Origin of the sequence: Owenweeksia hongkongensis DSM 17368, from assembly GCF_000236705.1 — a bacterium.
Taxonomy (GTDB): Bacteria; Bacteroidota; Bacteroidia; order Flavobacteriales; family Schleiferiaceae; genus Owenweeksia; species Owenweeksia hongkongensis.
Window position 1 is genome coordinate 1,004,022 of sequence record NC_016599.1, and the last position, 16,556, is coordinate 1,020,577.

The window sequence follows — 16,556 nt, forward strand, 5'->3', positions numbered from 1 at the left end:
ACTTATGATTAGCGAAGGATATTTTCTCAAAAACCTCCCGATCATTCTTCATCCACAAAGCCAATATTGTAATTTTAATGGTGTTAAAAATCCAACTTATTCGATATAAAAACTCATTATTTAAATGAATGAAACTTAAATAGACAAACTGTTGTAACTCCCTCTAAAACAAACGAACAAAGCAAAGTCAACTGCACAAATTCATAACACTTATAAGACAATAAATACAGATAAGATCCAAAATAAAACCCCGTTTTGGTTCCGACAATTATCTGAACCAAAACGGGGTTTTGCAATTTTATGTAGTTCTAGATTAGAACTTGAATCCTACACCAACATTTGCGTAAGTAATACCAGCTCCCAACTCACCTACAACGCAAAAAGTGTCGCTAAAATAATAGCGAGCGCCAACGTAAGCATTGGTATACACTCCATGGTGAGGCTCGGCATACCCGAAATTCCCATCATAATCACCATTATAAAGACGAGCACCCGTTAAAAGCCCTGCGTATAAATCAAGATTTTCAACTCCTGTCCAATGAAAATTACCTCTTACTCCAGGCAGAAAACCTACGTAGTTATAATCTGAGCCAAGGTAAGAATAACCCGACCAGCCCATACCAAGGTATCCACCCATTCCAATGGAGAAATCGCCATTGATAAGATCACCCCAAAAACAATGATCAAACGCTACGGCCAAACCTGGAGCCTGGTTGTATCCACCTGGAAAAACTGTTGATCCAAACCCAATCGTAAGGTTTAGTACATTATCTCCTTCATCAAAAGTTTGTGATTGTGCTGCTGGTGAAGCCAGTATAAAAACTGCAAAGGCAAATAGTACTGTGATTTTTTTCATGTTCATTTGGTTTAAATTAGACTTGCAAATTAGTAGTTAACGTAATAATGTTGACTGATAACTTCCAAAATTGCAAACAACTGTTTGTGCAATATTTTACTGCCATTCTAACTTCAGTTCAAAGGAAATGTTCAAATAAAAGGCCACCCTAAAGCAGCCTTTTTACCAAACTGTACCGCAAAAGTTTATCCGTTTTTAATCAGCTTCTTGTATTTCACTCTGGTAGGTGCAATATCACCAAGACGTTTCTTCTTATTCTCTTCGTAGTCAGAAAAACCTCCCTCGTAATAATATACCTGAGAATCACCTTCAAAAGCCAGAATGTGTGTACACACTCTATCTAAGAACCAACGGTCGTGAGAAATAATAACTGCACAGCCGGCAAAGTTTTCCAAAGCTTCTTCCAGTGCTCGAAGTGTGTTTACATCAAGGTCGTTGGTAGGTTCATCCAGTAGCAATACGTTTCCTCCTTCTTTTAGCGCCATTGCTAAATGTAGGCGGTTGCGCTCACCACCAGAAAGTACTCCTACTTTCTTACTTTGATCTTGCCCCGCAAAGTTGAAGCGGCTCAAGTAGGCACGTGCATTCAACTTTTGGTTGCCCACCTCTATTTCTTCATTTCCTTGCGAAATAATTTCATAGATAGATTTCTCTGGCTTTAGGTCTTCATGACTTTGATCTACGTAAGAAATCTTTACAGTTTCTCCTACGTCAAAGGTTCCAGCATCTGGTTCCAACTGATCCATTATCATTTTGAAAATGGTGGTTTTACCAGCACCGTTTGGTCCAATAATCCCAACGATACCCGCAGGTGGAAGACTAAAATTCAAATCATCATAAAGAAGCTTTTCACCAAATGCCTTTTTCACATGATTAGCATCAATCACATTACTACCCAAACGAGGACCATTTGGAATAAACATTTCGAGCTTTTGCTCTTTATCTCTTTGCTCCTCGCTAAGCATTTTATTGTAATTGTTCAAACGGGCTTTACCTTTTGCCTGACGGCCTTTGGCTCCCATTCTTACCCAGTCAAGCTCTCGCTCAAGGGTTTTTCTACGCTTGCTTTCCTGCTTTTCTTCCTGAGCAAGGCGCTTCGTTTTTTGATCCAACCAGCTGCTATAGTTTCCTTTCCAGGGAATACCCTCACCACGGTCAAGCTCAAGAATCCAACCGGCCACATTATCAAGAAAATAACGGTCGTGAGTTACCGCAATTACAGTTCCTTTATACTGCTGCAAATGCTGCTCAAGCCAAAGCACTGACTCCGCATCCAAGTGGTTGGTAGGCTCATCCAGTAGCAAGATATCTGGCTGCTGAAGTAATAGGCGGCAAAGAGCTACCCTTCTACGTTCACCACCAGAAAGCACACTTATAGGAGTATCAGGCTCCGGACAACGAAGAGCATCCATTGCACGATTCAGCATCGTATCTAGTTCCCATGCATTAGTTGCGTCAATTTTATCTTGAAGCTCTGCCTGACGGGCCATTAACTTCTCCATTTTGTCAGGGTCTTCATAAACCTCTGGTAAACCAAAGTCATCATTGATTTTATTGTACTCCGCAAGAATATCCACAGTTTCCTGTGCTCCTTCTTTCACAATGTCGATTACCGTTTTACTCTCATCAAGCTCAGGCTCCTGTGAAAGGTACCCCACACTGTATCCTGGTGAAATAACAACATCACCTTGATAATTTTTTTCAAGACCAGCAATGATTTTAAGCAAAGTAGATTTACCCGATCCGTTGAGACCAAGAATACCGATCTTTGCTCCGTAAAAGAAGCTCAAATAAATATTCTTAAGTACCGTTTTGTTGTTGGATGAATAGGTCTTGGTCACCCCACTCATCGAAAAGATCACTTTCTTATCGTCCGACATGTTTTAAACTATTTATTTCTAATATTGTCTCATTCATCAAAAGGGCTTCACCCTTTTATTCAAAGGCTCAAAGATAAGATTACATGCTGCAATTGAAGAAGATATTTTCTGTCATACTTTTTGTTTTTTTAACAAGCCCTATTCTTTTAGCTCAACAGCTTTCTGGGATAGTGATAGATGATGCTTCTAAGGAGCAAATTCCTGGTACACATGTGATAAATAAACGCACTTTAAAGGGCACCCTCACCAATGCTAATGGTACATTCTCCATTAATCTAAATTTTGGCGACACGGTTATTTTCTCAAATATTGCTTATCAATATTTTTACTTTATCTATTCAGATAGCACTTCTCCCATTAAAGATGTTGTAATTGAATTGAAGGAGCAAAATTACTTACTGAGCGATGTGAGTATATTTAGCTACAAGCTTACTACCAATAAGGATAGGGAAATGGAAATAAAAGCTCCAAAAACTCCTAGCAATAAAGACCTTAGCGATGGTAGGATTACGAATGCCACTGTGGCCAATCCAGCAGAATATCTCTACAACTTATTTGGCAGTAAGCCAAGACAACTAAGAATGCTAGCTCAGCTTAAAGCTGAAGATTACTACCGCGAAGTATTGGAGCAAAATTCTAACAGGCAGAGCGTGACAAAGCTTACTGGTCTATCAAAAGAAGATCTTGAAGCTTTTATGTTTTACTGTAAATATTCTACCGCTCGTATGTACACCATGAATGACTACGAGTTTCTCCGATCAGTGCAACGCTGCTATCAGGTGTACGTAAACGAACGTGAGTTGGAGGGGTTCCTAGAACAGTTTGACTAAGCAATAGATTCCATTCACTAAAGATTGGGGGCACTCCCCTCCTTTTAGGTGCTATTCACTAATAATAACGGGTAATATTGGCTTATAGAAAAGCATATACCCCTTGATTATGACCGTTGATAGCCACCTTAACTCAGTAGTATCTTTTTACAAAACCAATTTCATCGAAAATGATGACGAAAGCGTAAATGATGAAAAATTGGTGCAGTTCATTAAGAAACATCTGTTATCTTTGTCTAACTCTCAAGAGCGAATAGAACTTTTTCAAAGGACTTTACGCGCCATTAGAGAGCAGATAGTTCTTAAAAAACTTAGTATGGTTTATGATCCGTTTTTCTTTGAAAACCCATCATTAAACACTAACAACCGTACTTTAAAAATACTAGTACACGAGTTGAGAAGATTGGTGTATTAAACGATTCCTCCCTTGATGTGTGATTGAAAGCTCTATTTGTCTTTTTTGACAAATGGGGCTTTCTTCTTTTTAGGGCCATTCGGTTTGTAAAATAGACCTTTTGTTCTTCAATATACATCCGGTATTATTTTCTACAGTTTACATTTGCCTTCAATGAAACATGAGCTTTACATACAACGCTGCATCCAACTAGCTGAAAACGCCAAGGGAAATACATGCCCAAATCCGTTGGTGGGATCAGTGATTGTACATAATGACCAAATAATAGGTGAAGGCTGGCATGCCAAATCGGGTGAGCCCCATGCAGAGGTTAACGCAATAAACAGCGTACAGGATAAAAGTGTACTTACCGAAAGTACCATTTATGTAAGTCTTGAGCCCTGTGCTCATTTTGGAAAAACTCCCCCCTGTGCTGACCTTATCGTAAAAAATAAAATTCCCCGCGTTGTAATAGGCTGCCGTGACCCATTTGATGCTGTAAATGGAAAAGGTATCGAAAAACTACAGGCAGCCGGAATTGAAGTTCTTGTTGGCGTTCTTGAAAAAGAGTGTCTTGAATTAAACAGCGCCTTCTTTACCTATCACACTAAAAAACGCCCTTATATTATTTTAAAATGGGCTCAAACTCAAGATGGTTATTTGGATAAAATTCGTGAGGAAAAAGACAATGGTGTAAACTGGATTACACAACCAGAAACCAAACTCTTAGTGCATCGCTGGCGCCACGAAGTAGATGGGATTTTGGTAGGCGCTAAGACAATTATCAATGATAATCCAGAACTGACGGTGAGATTAGTGGAGGGTCAAAACCCAATGCGATTGATAATCGACCCCAATAATAGAATTCCCAAAGACGCTAAAATATTTAGCGAAAGCGGAAAAACAGTTGTATTCAGCAATGAGCTTCAAGCAAGTCAAGAGAATATCACTTACTTTGAGTTAGATAGTAAAAAATTAGTTTTGGAAAGTGTTCTTAAAGCGTGCTATGATTTACAAATTCAATCAATACTTGTAGAAGGCGGAGCACACACTTTACAATCTTTTATAGAAGCAAACCTTTGGGACGAGGCCAGAGTATTGACTGGAGCTAGTTCATTTGGCCAAGGCCTCAGAGCTCCCTCTTTAACCCTTAATCCTACAGAAACCCATCGCTTTGGAAAGGATTCTCTAAGAATATTCTATAGATGATTTGGCTTCTACTTTGTATAGCCTCCTCCACCCTGATTTTTGTGGTATTCAAACTTTTCACGAAGTACAATATCAATAACCTGCAAGCCATTGTAGTCAATTATTTTGTGGCTTTTACAGTGGGGTACTTATCCAGCGATTTTGACTTCAGTATTATGGACATTGGCACAAAACCGTGGTGTACTGGTAGCATTGTCCTTGGTTTTCTATTTATCACTTTATTTCAATTAATGGCCTTGGTTTCCCAAAAGTTTGGAGTTTCGGCCGTGAGTATTGCTGTAAAAATGTCTCTCGTAATACCTGTTATAGCGGCTGTTATTTTTTATGATGAGGAAATGACTTGGATAAAAATAATAGGTATACTATGCGCTTTGGCTGCAGTTTACTTTGTTACCTATAAACCTGAAAAAGTAAAAGGAAAAATAGCCTACATATTCTTACCCATTATACTATTTATTGGGAGCGGTTTTTTAGACGCCCTCATCAATTTTATTCAGGCTAAATCCGTCCCTTCTGGCGAACATGCCTATTTTGCATCCAGCACATTTTTAGCGGCAGGGTTTTTTGGTATCCTCTTCATCAGCTATCAAACCCTAAAAAGAAAGGTTTCATTTCACTGGAAAAACATACTTGGCGGGATAGCATTGGGTATTCCCAATTATGGATCCATCTATTTTTTGCTAAAAGCTTTGGAAATTGATTCGCTGGAAAGCTCTGTCATTTTTCCAATAAACAACGTAGGTATTGTTGCTTTATCAGTAATTGTGGGAAAATTGTTTTTTAAAGAGCATCTCTCCAAAATCAATAAAGCTGGCATTGCTCTTGCGCTCATCGCCATTCTACTAATTGCCCTAAAAACAAGCTAATCATGCATCAGCAGGAAGCTATTCATACCGATAATTTTCGAACCATTTATACAACTGGCGAAGGGCTGTATAAAGAAAAGGGCAGTAAATTTATTGGATATGCCTTTCCTGCAAATACGGTGGAAGAAGCAATGGAACATGTGAATGCACTCAAGGTAAAATACCATGATGCCCGCCACTATTGCTTTGCTTACCGAATAAACCCAACTCAGCCACAAGTGCGCGCTAATGATGATGGCGAACCTTCAAACTCGGCAGGAATGCCTATTTACAACCAGCTTCTTTCTGCTGATTTATGGAATGTGATTGTTGTAGTTGTTCGCTATTTTGGAGGAACAAAACTTGGCGTTTCCGGTTTAATAAATGCTTACAAAGAAGGTGCTGTAGAATCATTAAAGGATGTGAAAATCGAAACCGAATATTTGACGGAAGAGGTAGAAATAGAGTTTGATTACCCCTTGATGAATGATGTAATGCGATTAATAAAAGAACTTGAGGTAAGCATTATAGAAGAAAAAATGGGGATTAGCGCAGGCTACATTTTAGGAATTAGAAAGAGTAATCATACACTGCTAATGAAAAGGTTAGAGCAAATTCATGGTGTAAAAATTCATAAAAATATTTCGTAATATTGTGCTGTCAATGAAACTAATCACTGCCACACTCCTACTCTTAACTTTTTCGGCTTTTAGCCAAAAAGCACCTACTCCACTTCCTCAAGCTGGCGCAGATATATTTCTACATTCCTATAAAAGTACGGCCAAAGTTTATAACTATTCTGATGAGGCTGTAAAAGATGCTATCATTTCTGAAGCTAAGTTTATAGAGTCTGTAGACCTTGAGCTCTCTTACAAAGTAAAGAGTAAAGCTCTTACTCACTATCATTTTGATGTATTGATTGAAAAGCAAAAAATATATGCTGCCCCAATTCATGCTTCTTTGGATTCAAGAGGAAAGTTGAGAATTCAAAACATCCCAAATATTCCGCAAAATATAAACGGCAGCTTTCCTTCATCTACTTATGCTGAAAACATTCAGCAACAGATTGGGGCTGAAAAAATACTTCAAAACAGAGAAGTATTTATTTATCTGGGAGGCGATGAGCTCACCAAAGCAAGGTTAATAGAGTTATCGGGACCAGAGACTTTACATAGAAACGTAGTGATCGTAGGTAATGAAATTGTAGCTCAACAGGATTTACATAAGTATCACTCCGCGACTGGACCAAATGATAGTATTGTTTCTGTTTCAGTTTTTGATCCCGATCCTTTGACAACAGCCAAAGCACCATACAGTGGAGCTTATACAGATAATAATGACAAAAACTCGGTGGAGCTAGAAGCGGAGCTTAAAAGCAGAAATACCACTTTCACTTTCCAGAATGGATTGTTTTTGGCCGAAAACGATTTTGTGAAAATTGCCGACTTCAGTTTACCATCTATCCCACCGGTAGCCTCAGCTACTCCTCATTTTCACTTTACCAGAGATTCGGCCTCATTTGAAGATGTAAATGTGATGTATCACATCACTCACCACCGTGAGCACTTAATAGATTTAGGCTATCCTAATTTACCTGCCTACCAGATTCAAATTGATCCACATGCACTTCAAGGAAGTGATCAATCTTTTTTTACCACCAACAATACACCACATCGCATATATATGGGTGAAGGTGGTGTAGATGATGCAGAGGATGCGGATGTTATTCTTCATGAATTTTCACACGCTGTGATTTATGCTGCATCCCCTTCTACGCAAATTACTATCGAGCGTGGTTGTATTGAAGAAGCTCTGTGTGATTACTTTGCAGCTTCTTACTCAGCCTCAATAAGTGAATTTAACAGCAGCATAGTTTTTAATTGGGATTCGGGTAATGGCACCGTTTGGTCGCCTGTCCGGTCAGTTGAAAGCACAAAGGATTACGGCTTCCTTTCCTTCAAAACGGGTAGCTATTATTCCAACACGGACATTTTTGCTTCATGCTTAATGAGCATCAACAAAACACTAGGAAGAAATTTGGCAGATGAACTGGCTGTAGAAACTCTTTTTAACCTTACTCATAATACTAATATGCCTGACTTTGCAGGATACATGATGATGGCTGATACGCTTCTGTATAATGGTAGCCACTCTCAAGTTATCCATGATGCATTTATGGAAAGGAATATTGTACCAAGTATTTCGCTAAATGAATACAGCTTACTAACCGAGGGCGCTATTAAGATTAGTAATACCTATGGTTTTGGTAAAGGAGAAGCGTTACAGCTATCTTCACCTACCAAGCTTACCCAATACGAGGTGTATTCTGTTGGTGGGCAATTAATCAGCAAAGGTGCGCTTCCTAACGAAATGCAGGCTGATCTAGATCTTCCTGAACTGAATACTGGTGTCTATTTGATAACCATTTCTACTCAAAAAGGTTACAGCCAAAGCTTCAGAGTTATTCGCTTCTAAGCTTCCTTAAAGTAGGGTTCCAACTTATCAACAACATATTGAGGGCAACGCATAGGTCTGCGGGTTTCTGCATTTACAAAAACCAGTTGTACAAGTCCCACTGTTAAAAGTTCCCCTGCGCTATTATATATTTCATGATGAAACGTGATTCTCGTGTTGGGAATTTCTCTCAAAAAGGTCTTTATTCTAAGTTCATCATCATACATTGCAGACTTCAAATATTTGATTTCGAGCTTCAAAACAGGAAGCATAATTCCATCCTCTTCCATGTTTCGATACGTCACTCCAAGCTGTCGCAAGGTTTCCACTCTACCCACCTCAAAATACTGTGGATAATTCCCATAATAGACCACTCCCATTTGGTCAGTTTCGGCATATCTCGTCCGAAGGCTTGTAGTGTTTTCAAACATATTCTTTTCTTACTGATAATTAAAGGTCTTGTGCCGTAGAATGCGGGTTTCAGAGCTATATCGACTGCATTAAGGTGGGCAAAAAAAACCTAATATTCAATAGCTCAATCATTTTTTTAATCACTTTTTTATCCACACATTTGCCGCCCTGATAAGTGTAAGGATTATGCCCTCGGCAAACCTACCGAGAGGGAATTAATTTTAATGTATCAACCGTAAAAATTTTTGATGGAGCTTACTGCAAAAACAGTTTGGGGGAATTGTCTTGATTATATCAAGGACAACATTCCTACACAAAGTTTTAAGACGTGGTTTCTTCCAATCAAGCCTCTGAAACTTAAGGACAATGTTCTGAGCATTCAGGTACCGAGCAAGTTTTTTTACGAATGGCTAGAGGAGAATTATATTAAACTTCTCAAAAGTGCCATAACCCGCGAACTGGGTGAGGATGCCAAATTGGTGTACAGCATTGTAATGGAAAACACCTATGGCAACGCCAACCCCTACACTGTGAAAATTCCAAGTAGCAACCGCGCGCCCATTAAAAATCCAAAGGTGAGTATGCCTGTGGATATTGGTGATAAAGGAGTTAAAAACCCTTTTATCATCCCTGGGCTTCGCAAAGTGCATGTGGAATCGCAGCTGAACCCTAACTACACTTTTGACAACTTTGTAGAGGGTGACTGTAATCGTTTGGCGCGATCAGCAGGATACGCGGTAAGTAATAAACCTGGAGGAACCTCATTTAATCCGCTATTGATATACGGAGGCAATGGTTTAGGAAAAACCCACTTGGCACATTCAATTGGTATTGAAATCAAAGACAAGTACCCTGAAAAAACGGTACTATATGTGTCTGCTGAAAAGTTTACCCAGCAGTTTATTGATGCAATTCGCAACAATACCAAGAACGATTTTGTGCACTTCTACCAAATGATTGATATACTCATTATGGATGATGTGCATTCTTTTGCCGGTAAGGAAAAAACTCAAGATGTATTTTTTGAGATTTTTAATCACCTGCATCAACATGGAAAGCAAGTAATATTAACCAGCGACCGTGCACCTGTAGATTTACAAGGCATGGAACAAAGGTTACTGTCTCGATTTAAGTGGGGCCTTAGCGCTGATCTTCAAGTACCTGATTTGGAGACACGCATTGCCATACTTCATCAAAAGCTGTACAATGATGGTGTAGAAATGCCAGCTGATGTAATAGAGTATCTTGCTTATAGCATAAACTCTAATGTAAGAGAACTAGAAGGTGCTTTGATATCGCTACTGGCGCAATCTTCTTTGAACAAAAAGAAGATTACGGTAGAGTTAGCAAAGCAAATGATTGACAAGTTTGTAAAAAACACTACTCGTGAAATTTCTATTGACTATATCCAAAAAGTAGTTTGTGACTATTTTGATATGCCAATAGACTTGTTGAAATCACCTACACGCAAAAGGGAAATTGTACAAGCTCGCCAATTGGCCATGTACTTTTCAAAACAACTTACAAAAGCTTCGCTCGCCAGTATTGGTGCGCAATGCGGAAACAAAGATCACGCTACAGTTTTACACGCCTGCCGTACGGTAAATAACCTTGCCGAAACGGACAAGCGCTTTAAGAACTACGTTGAGGACTTGAGGAAGAAATTGACGTTACAGTAGTAACCTTTGAATTACAGATTATTAAGGCCTCCTTGTTTGGGAGGCCTTTTTTGTATTACATAAACCGAAAATTAAACCCATCAAATCGGCCTTTTCAATTATTGATATTTCAATTACCTTCACCCTACATTTTAACAAATGTCAACAGGTTGACAGTCTTTAAAATAATAGTGAAATATGAAAATATTAATGGTTTGCCTCGGTAATATTTGCAGGTCACCACTTGCCGAAGGTATACTACGCGAAAAAGTAAAAGATCTAAATGTGGAAACTGATAGCGCTGGAACTTCAGCCTATCACGTAGATGAAGCCCCTGATACTCGCTCCATTCAAATTGGTAGAAAGCACAACATCAATATTTCTGATTTAAGAGGACGACAATTTGTAGTTGAAGATTTTGATCATTTTGACCTAATTTATGTGATGGATCAAAACAACTATCATAAGGTAATATTGATGGCCAGAAATGAAGAAGATAAATCTAAAGTGAGGTATATCTTAAATGAAATTGAACCTAAGAGCAACGCAGAAGTGCCAGACCCCTATTACGGTGGAGACAATGGTTTTGAAAATGTATATAAAATGCTAGACGCTGCCACCGATAAGATTGTAGAAAAAATAAAGAATGGACAACTCTAAACCAACCGGCAAACTATACCTCATCCCTGCCCTATTAGGAGATGTAGAACCGCTAGAAGTATTGCCGATGGCCGTACGAAAGGTGATTGATTTTACACACCACTACATAGTAGAGAATGAAAAGTCGGCACGGGCTTTTATAAAAAGGGTACACCCTGGAAAAAGCCAAGACAAGCTAAAAATTGAAGTGCTTAATAAGTATACCCAGCCGGAAGATGTACCGGGTTTTTTAGCCCCTTGTTTAGAAGGCCAGCATGTCGGTGTAATTTCTGAGGCGGGTGCTCCCGGCATTGCCGACCCGGGCAGTAATGTGGTAACTCTTGCTAATGAAAAAGGAATTCGCATTGTACCTCTTGTTGGCCCCTCCTCCATCTTGCTAGCTATGATGGCAAGTGGAATGAATGGCCAAAATTTCGCCTTTTCTGGGTATCTACCAATAGAAAAAGGAGACCGCGTGAAAGCTCTAAGACGAATGGAAAAACTGAGCAAAGACTCAGGGCAGTCCCAAATTTTTATGGAAACCCCTTATCGCAATCACAAATTACTGGACACTGTTTTGGACACTTGCAGCGACAACACAAGGCTTTGCATTGCACGGGATATTACCCTGCCATCAGAGTTTATTCAAACACACCCTATTTCATATTGGAAAAAGAACATTCCAGATCTTGAGAAAAAGCCTGCCATCTTCATTATTTCTGCTCAATAAATGAATATCCCAAACCTATCTATCGACCCGAAGGCTGGCCAGCTTTCGGCTATTTTATATTCTAAAGAAATAACCTCTCTTCAAAATTTGTTGGATTGGTTATTGGGTTTGCCGTACGGCAGAAATAGTGACCGCACAGATTATACTTTAATACTTAAAGAAAATAAAGGGACTTGCAGCACAAAACATGCTTTAGTAAGAGCTGTGGCTATTGAAAACAACTGGCCAGATGTAGATCTTTATATTGGGTTCTTCTTTATGGATTCAAATATCTATCCCCGATTAAAAGATATTTTGGAAAAAGCTGGCCTCGAAGGTATTCCAGAGGCACATACCTTTTTGGTGATTGATGGAAATTATGTGGACGTCACTTCCAAAAGCTCCCCTATTGAAGAGGGAATGATTATCGATGAGATGGATATTGAGCCAGAAGGTATTGGTGATCTCAAAGAAAGCATACACAAGGGCTTTATTGCCGATTGGGCTGAGGAGGAAAAAATAAACCTCCCGCTTGACCAAATTTGGACCACACGGGAGGCTTGTATTAAAGAGCTTTCTAAAGCTTAATTGGCTGGAGCTGTTTCCGGCATCTCTTTACCTTTTACCTTACTCTCTTCGTCAATTACACCAGTTTCAAGCACTGATGTAACAATATCCATTTCATCTACCAAGTAGCCTGCTCCGGCAAATTTGTCTACTATAAATAACACATAGCGTATATCTACCATAATGTTTCGGCAACGATCAATGTCGTAATTATAATCACTCATAGTTCCTTCCCAGGTTCGGTCAAAGTTTAGACCAATTAGTTCCCCTTTCCCGTTAAGGGCAGGGCTACCTGAGTTTCCACCTGTAGTATGGTTTGAAGCAATAAAACATACAGGCATTTTATCCCCTTCAGCATATTTACCATAGTCTTTTGACTTGTACAAATCAATCAGCCTTGCGGGCAAATCAAACTCATAATCACCGGGTACATACTTAGCAATAACACCACTTAGGTAGGTATGTGATTCATACTCTACACCGTCAGCTGGCTCATATCCATGTACTTTTCCATAAGATATCCTCAGAGTACTATTAGCATCCGGGTACATTCTCTTCATTGGGAATACTTCACGTAAAGCACCTACATATTTACCTTGAAGAGCATCAATCTTGTCTTCCCAATCATTAGTTTTTGGATTCACAGTTTCAATAAAATGAGTCCAAGAGGCAGTAGCAAGCTGCATGGCATCCGTTTTCTTTAGCTTTTTGATAGCCTTTTCAGGATTTTCATTAAGCATTTCCTTCCAGTCTTCGCGCTCCTGAAGAACCATTAAATCTTCAAACATATCTTCCACAAAATCATTCAAATCTTCCGCGCTCATTTTTTTAAGCTTAGCGATAAACTCGGGTACAGGCTCTGTTTTTACTGAAGCCAAATAAACAGGAAGTAAAGTTTGCATCGCTTTTTCATCCAGCTCACTGTCATAATCTTTGTAAAACCCATCAAGGCTCTCCGCCTTTTTAGCAGCAGCTTTAGCCAAATCCTCTTCGTTTTCTTCATCATACAAAGCAGTTAAGTTTCTGTAACCATACAAGTGCTTCATAAGCTCACTGCCGTAATACATGGTTTCTAAAAACATGTATCGCTCAAGCACGATTGGTTTGCGCTCTTCATATAGTTTTTTCAAATCTGTAAGCAAGGTTCCATAATTTTGACGCCATTCAGCGTTTGCATTTACGGCCTCCTCAAAGCTAGCTTCCATTGCTTCTTTTTTGGCTACAGCCTTAGTTTCCTTAAGACCTTTCACCTCTCCTTTCCATTTTTTCCAGGCATTGCTGATACGGGCGTATTTTGAGGCATACTGAATTCGAGTAGCTTCACTCTCACGCATCTTTTTATCCAATATGGCCAAAAGCTCATCGCGAACAGCAATTCGAGCTGGGTCATAATCCTCTATGATATACTTTATCTCGTTAGATGGTAAGTACTCATTGGTGGTTCCAGGAAAACCATACACCATAGTGAAATCATTCTTTTTAGCTCCGCTCAAGTTTATCTTAAGATGCTGAACAGGCGTGTAAGGAACGTTATCATCAGATACATCAGCAGGCTTATTGTCTGCTCCTGCATAAATTCTGAAAATTGAAAAATCCCCTGTATGACGAGGCCATACCCAGTTATCCGTATCTGCTCCATATTTACCAATAGACGATGGTGGAGCACCAACTAAGCGCACATCTCTAAACTCTTCTTTGGCAATAAGGATGTATTGATTTCCATAGAAAAAAGCTTTTATCTCTTTTTCATAGGCATCTTCATTTTGAGCTATAATCTTACTGGCATTTTCATCCATTATAGCTTTTCGCTCGGCAGCGTCCATATCTACGGTGGTACCTTCAAGCATTTGGTTGGTCACATCCTTCATGTACTTTACAATAGAAGCTGTAAGACCCGGGTTTTTAAGTTCCTCCTCAGAAGACATTGCCCAAAACCCATCCTTCAAATAGTTTTTCTCCAAGCTACTGTGAGATTGAATTTTGCCGTAACCGCAATGATGGTTGGTAAGCAAAAGCCCTTTTGAACTGATAAGCTCAGCTGTGCAGCCACCACCAAAATGTACGATAGCATCCTTGATGGAAGAATTGTTTACGCTGTAAATATCTTCAGCAGAAATCTGTAAACCCATTGCCGTCATTTCATCAGCATTAAGCTGACCAATAAGATATGGCAGCCACATCCCCTCTTTTGCCTGGGTGCTGACAGCCACAAATAGTAAGGCAAATAATAATGAAGTAATTTTTCTCATACGTGATTTTGAATTAATATATAGAGCTGTAATTGTCTGGAAAATAGAGATAAGTCTACTTTTCAATTTGTAATATTGCAGCTTTTTTAAATGCTCAACGCGATAATGACTCATGATTTCCCAAAAGCCTCTTTGTGCAAAGAAACACAATATCACTCAAAGCAGAAGGCTTAGGACTTTTAGACAACATGTCTTTCCCAAAGAGTTTATTTATCCAAAGATAAAATTAGGCGATAAGACCCTGTCCTATCCAGCCTCTCCTATTCGTATATATCCTATCTATTACCCTTGGCTAAATCTAATGCTATGAAGAAACTGCTAATTCTGCTTGTGTTTGGACTTTCTCTAACATCAACCTTTGGTAGCCATATGGCCGGAGGTGACATTTGGTATGAATATGCCGGTGACTCCTTGTATCCACACCGATACAACGTATTTATAAAACTTTATAGAAATAGGGTAAATGCGGCTACCTTATGCAGTGGGGGACCCTGTACTATTAACATATGTATATCCTCTAGCTGTTTTCCTAGCCAAAATGTTGTGGCAACTCTTGTTCCATATATACCTCAATCGGGCAGTGACACTACAAGTGGTTCCGTAAACGGCTCTATTCTTACGCCAGAATTCAATGATTGTTCTGACCCCATGAGCGCTTCCCCTGCTACTGAACAGTATCTCTTTAAAGGACAGGTTGATCTTGGTGGAATATGTTCTGATTATGAATTCGGATATTCATTGTGTTGTCGAAACGTTTCTGATAATTTGGTAAATAGCACATCATTAGACTTTAAACTTATAGCTAAGCTCAACAACACATTAGGCCACAATAGTAGCCCAAAGTTTATTACTCCGGGATCAAAATCACTTTGTATAAATACTGCTTACTCATGGCCTCAAACTGCCACTGAGCCCGATGGGGACAGCGTTTATTATGCTTTTCGAACACCACTGGATGGAACAGGATGTGGTACTTTACCGGAATACTGCGCTTTTGCCCCAGGCTTTAATGAACAAAATCCCATGACCACTTTTGGTCCTATGATTTTAAATCCCATTACTGGAGATTTAAATTTTACCCCAGCCGCAGTAGAAGTAGTAACTTTTAAAGTAAATGCCTTCGAGTACCGATTTACAAGTACGGGTCAGCCAATTTTAATTGGAGAGTCTTCGCGAGATGTACAGCTACCTATCACAGGAAACTGTGGAACACCACCGCAAGAATGGCTTGCCATAAGCAAGGATACTAACGCTGCTCCAGTTTTAAAATGTAATGATAGCAGCGTCACCGTTTTTCTGGATCAATTAATTTACACTAATTCTATCGCCACCGATGGCACCGATTTTAGTTTACTAAATAGTGTGGGTGATATACTTCCAATAATAAGTGCTGAAGCAAAATCCCTAAATGGCCAAAGTTTAAAAACCAATCAAATAAAACTTACACTCCATCAGCCCATTATGTATAATGATATACTGCAATTAAAAATCAGGCTAGGATCAGATTTAAACACCTTAATGAGTACCTGCGGATATGAGATTGATGAGGGTGATAGTTTGATACTTAAAGTTGAAGATTGTACAACCTCAATTTCTCTAGACGAGCTTAATTTCAACTATTTCAGCACATACCCAAACCCTACAAATGACTTAATCAATTTTCAATACACCAAGTCAGCAAAGCATGTCTCATTAGAGGTACTGGATTTCACAGGTAGAATAGTGTTGCAAAACAACTTTATCAAACTACCCGAAAATATTAGTGTAAAACATCTTCCGCAAGGAATCTACTTTATACGCATTTCCACCAAAGAGTGGACAGAAACGAAGCAATTTGAAAAACTATAAGTGCTCC

15 protein-coding genes are annotated in these 16,556 nt (G+C 39.2%); 11 read left to right on the forward strand and 4 right to left on the reverse strand.

Features of this window, described 5'->3' with window-relative positions; genetic code table 11:
• Positions 1–313: 313 nt before the first annotated feature.
• Both OWEHO_RS04595 and ettA read right to left on the reverse strand, forming a co-directional pair.
• Positions 314–856, reverse strand: coding sequence for a hypothetical protein (locus tag OWEHO_RS04595; RefSeq protein WP_014201303.1), 543 nt, complete (start codon positions 854–856; stop codon positions 314–316).
• 185 nt (positions 857–1,041) lie between these two features.
• Complete coding sequence (gene ettA, locus OWEHO_RS04600) at positions 1,042–2,736, reverse strand: energy-dependent translational throttle protein EttA (protein ID WP_014201304.1); 1,695 nt, start codon at positions 2,734–2,736, stop codon at positions 1,042–1,044.
• 92 nt (positions 2,737–2,828) lie between these two features.
• On the opposite strand from ettA, the gene OWEHO_RS04605 reads away from it, so the two are divergent.
• The 6 genes from OWEHO_RS04605 (at position 2,829) to OWEHO_RS04630 (ending at position 8,489) form a co-directional block, all read left to right on the forward strand.
• Positions 2,829–3,566: a carboxypeptidase-like regulatory domain-containing protein gene (locus tag OWEHO_RS04605; protein ID WP_169312761.1), complete on the forward strand. Its 738-nt coding sequence runs from the start codon at positions 2,829–2,831 to the stop codon at positions 3,564–3,566.
• A gap of 109 nt (positions 3,567–3,675) precedes the next feature.
• Entirely contained in the window at positions 3,676–3,981 is a 306-nt protein-coding gene (locus OWEHO_RS04610) for a hypothetical protein (RefSeq protein WP_014201306.1), read from the forward strand.
• Between the two features lie 153 nt (positions 3,982–4,134).
• On the forward strand, positions 4,135–5,169 hold the full coding sequence (gene ribD, locus OWEHO_RS04615; RefSeq protein WP_014201307.1) for a bifunctional diaminohydroxyphosphoribosylaminopyrimidine deaminase/5-amino-6-(5-phosphoribosylamino)uracil reductase RibD: 1,035 nt from the start codon (positions 4,135–4,137) through the stop codon (positions 5,167–5,169).
• Positions 5,166–6,035: an EamA family transporter gene (locus OWEHO_RS04620; RefSeq protein ID WP_014201308.1), complete on the forward strand. Its 870-nt coding sequence runs from the start codon at positions 5,166–5,168 to the stop codon at positions 6,033–6,035. The genes ribD and OWEHO_RS04620 overlap by 4 nt, the downstream gene beginning before the upstream one ends.
• Positions 6,036–6,037: 2 nt before the next feature.
• Entirely contained in the window at positions 6,038–6,664 is a 627-nt protein-coding gene (locus tag OWEHO_RS04625) for an IMPACT family protein (RefSeq protein WP_014201309.1), read from the forward strand.
• Between the two features lie 13 nt (positions 6,665–6,677).
• The gene (locus OWEHO_RS04630; protein ID WP_014201310.1) at positions 6,678–8,489 is read left to right on the forward strand and encodes a T9SS type A sorting domain-containing protein; all 1,812 of its coding nucleotides are present in this window, start codon (positions 6,678–6,680) and stop codon (positions 8,487–8,489) included.
• On the opposite strand, the gene OWEHO_RS04635 is transcribed toward OWEHO_RS04630, so the two are convergent.
• Positions 8,486–8,899: an acyl-CoA thioesterase gene (locus OWEHO_RS04635; RefSeq protein WP_014201311.1), complete on the reverse strand. Its 414-nt coding sequence runs from the start codon at positions 8,897–8,899 to the stop codon at positions 8,486–8,488. The two genes, OWEHO_RS04630 and OWEHO_RS04635, sit on opposite strands and share 4 nt — an antisense overlap.
• Positions 8,900–9,127: 228 nt before the next feature.
• On the opposite strand from OWEHO_RS04635, the gene dnaA reads away from it, so the two are divergent.
• The 4 genes from dnaA to OWEHO_RS04655 all read left to right on the forward strand — a co-directional run bounded on the left by dnaA (position 9,128) and on the right by OWEHO_RS04655 (position 12,473).
• On the forward strand, positions 9,128–10,558 hold the full coding sequence (gene dnaA / locus OWEHO_RS04640; RefSeq protein ID WP_014201312.1) for a chromosomal replication initiator protein DnaA: 1,431 nt from the start codon (positions 9,128–9,130) through the stop codon (positions 10,556–10,558).
• Positions 10,559–10,735: 177 nt separating this feature from the next.
• On the forward strand, positions 10,736–11,197 hold the full coding sequence (locus tag OWEHO_RS04645) for a low molecular weight protein-tyrosine-phosphatase (RefSeq protein ID WP_014201313.1): 462 nt from the start codon (positions 10,736–10,738) through the stop codon (positions 11,195–11,197).
• Positions 11,184–11,906 carry an SAM-dependent methyltransferase gene (locus OWEHO_RS04650; RefSeq protein ID WP_014201314.1) on the forward strand — a complete coding sequence of 241 codons (723 nt, stop codon included), beginning with the start codon at positions 11,184–11,186 and terminating at the stop codon, positions 11,904–11,906. The genes OWEHO_RS04645 and OWEHO_RS04650 overlap by 14 nt, the downstream gene beginning before the upstream one ends.
• Positions 11,907–12,473 (forward strand): hypothetical protein, encoded by a 567-nt coding sequence (locus OWEHO_RS04655; protein WP_014201315.1) that lies wholly within the window; start codon positions 11,907–11,909, stop codon positions 12,471–12,473.
• On the opposite strand, the gene OWEHO_RS04660 is transcribed toward OWEHO_RS04655, so the two are convergent.
• On the reverse strand, positions 12,470–14,701 hold the full coding sequence (locus OWEHO_RS04660; protein ID WP_014201316.1) for a S46 family peptidase: 2,232 nt from the start codon (positions 14,699–14,701) through the stop codon (positions 12,470–12,472). The two genes, OWEHO_RS04655 and OWEHO_RS04660, sit on opposite strands and share 4 nt — an antisense overlap.
• Positions 14,702–15,007: 306 nt before the next feature.
• On the opposite strand from OWEHO_RS04660, the gene OWEHO_RS04670 reads away from it, so the two are divergent.
• On the forward strand, positions 15,008–16,549 hold the full coding sequence (locus OWEHO_RS04670; protein WP_014201317.1) for a T9SS type A sorting domain-containing protein: 1,542 nt from the start codon (positions 15,008–15,010) through the stop codon (positions 16,547–16,549).
• Positions 16,550–16,556 lie beyond the last annotated feature (7 nt).

What these genes read in the sequence shown, in the direction of transcription:
- OWEHO_RS04595 (WP_014201303.1), bottom strand. Translation starts at nt 856, where the DNA reads ATGAAAAAAATCACAGTACTATTTGCCTTTGCAGTTTTTATACTGGCT.
- ettA (WP_014201304.1), bottom strand. Translation starts at nt 2,736, where the DNA reads ATGTCGGACGATAAGAAAGTGATCTTTTCGATGAGTGGGGTGACCAAG.
- OWEHO_RS04610 (WP_014201306.1), top strand. Translation starts at nt 3,676, where the DNA reads ATGACCGTTGATAGCCACCTTAACTCAGTAGTATCTTTTTACAAAACC.
- ribD (WP_014201307.1), top strand. Translation starts at nt 4,135, where the DNA reads ATGAAACATGAGCTTTACATACAACGCTGCATCCAACTAGCTGAAAAC.
- OWEHO_RS04620 (WP_014201308.1), top strand. Translation starts at nt 5,166, where the DNA reads ATGATTTGGCTTCTACTTTGTATAGCCTCCTCCACCCTGATTTTTGTG.
- OWEHO_RS04625 (WP_014201309.1), top strand. Translation starts at nt 6,038, where the DNA reads ATGCATCAGCAGGAAGCTATTCATACCGATAATTTTCGAACCATTTAT.
- OWEHO_RS04630 (WP_014201310.1), top strand. Translation starts at nt 6,678, where the DNA reads ATGAAACTAATCACTGCCACACTCCTACTCTTAACTTTTTCGGCTTTT.
- OWEHO_RS04635 (WP_014201311.1), bottom strand. Translation starts at nt 8,899, where the DNA reads ATGTTTGAAAACACTACAAGCCTTCGGACGAGATATGCCGAAACTGAC.
- dnaA (WP_014201312.1), top strand. Translation starts at nt 9,128, where the DNA reads ATGGAGCTTACTGCAAAAACAGTTTGGGGGAATTGTCTTGATTATATC.
- OWEHO_RS04645 (WP_014201313.1), top strand. Translation starts at nt 10,736, where the DNA reads ATGAAAATATTAATGGTTTGCCTCGGTAATATTTGCAGGTCACCACTT.
- OWEHO_RS04650 (WP_014201314.1), top strand. Translation starts at nt 11,184, where the DNA reads ATGGACAACTCTAAACCAACCGGCAAACTATACCTCATCCCTGCCCTA.
- OWEHO_RS04655 (WP_014201315.1), top strand. Translation starts at nt 11,907, where the DNA reads ATGAATATCCCAAACCTATCTATCGACCCGAAGGCTGGCCAGCTTTCG.
- OWEHO_RS04660 (WP_014201316.1), bottom strand. Translation starts at nt 14,701, where the DNA reads ATGAGAAAAATTACTTCATTATTATTTGCCTTACTATTTGTGGCTGTC.
- OWEHO_RS04670 (WP_014201317.1), top strand. Translation starts at nt 15,008, where the DNA reads ATGAAGAAACTGCTAATTCTGCTTGTGTTTGGACTTTCTCTAACATCA.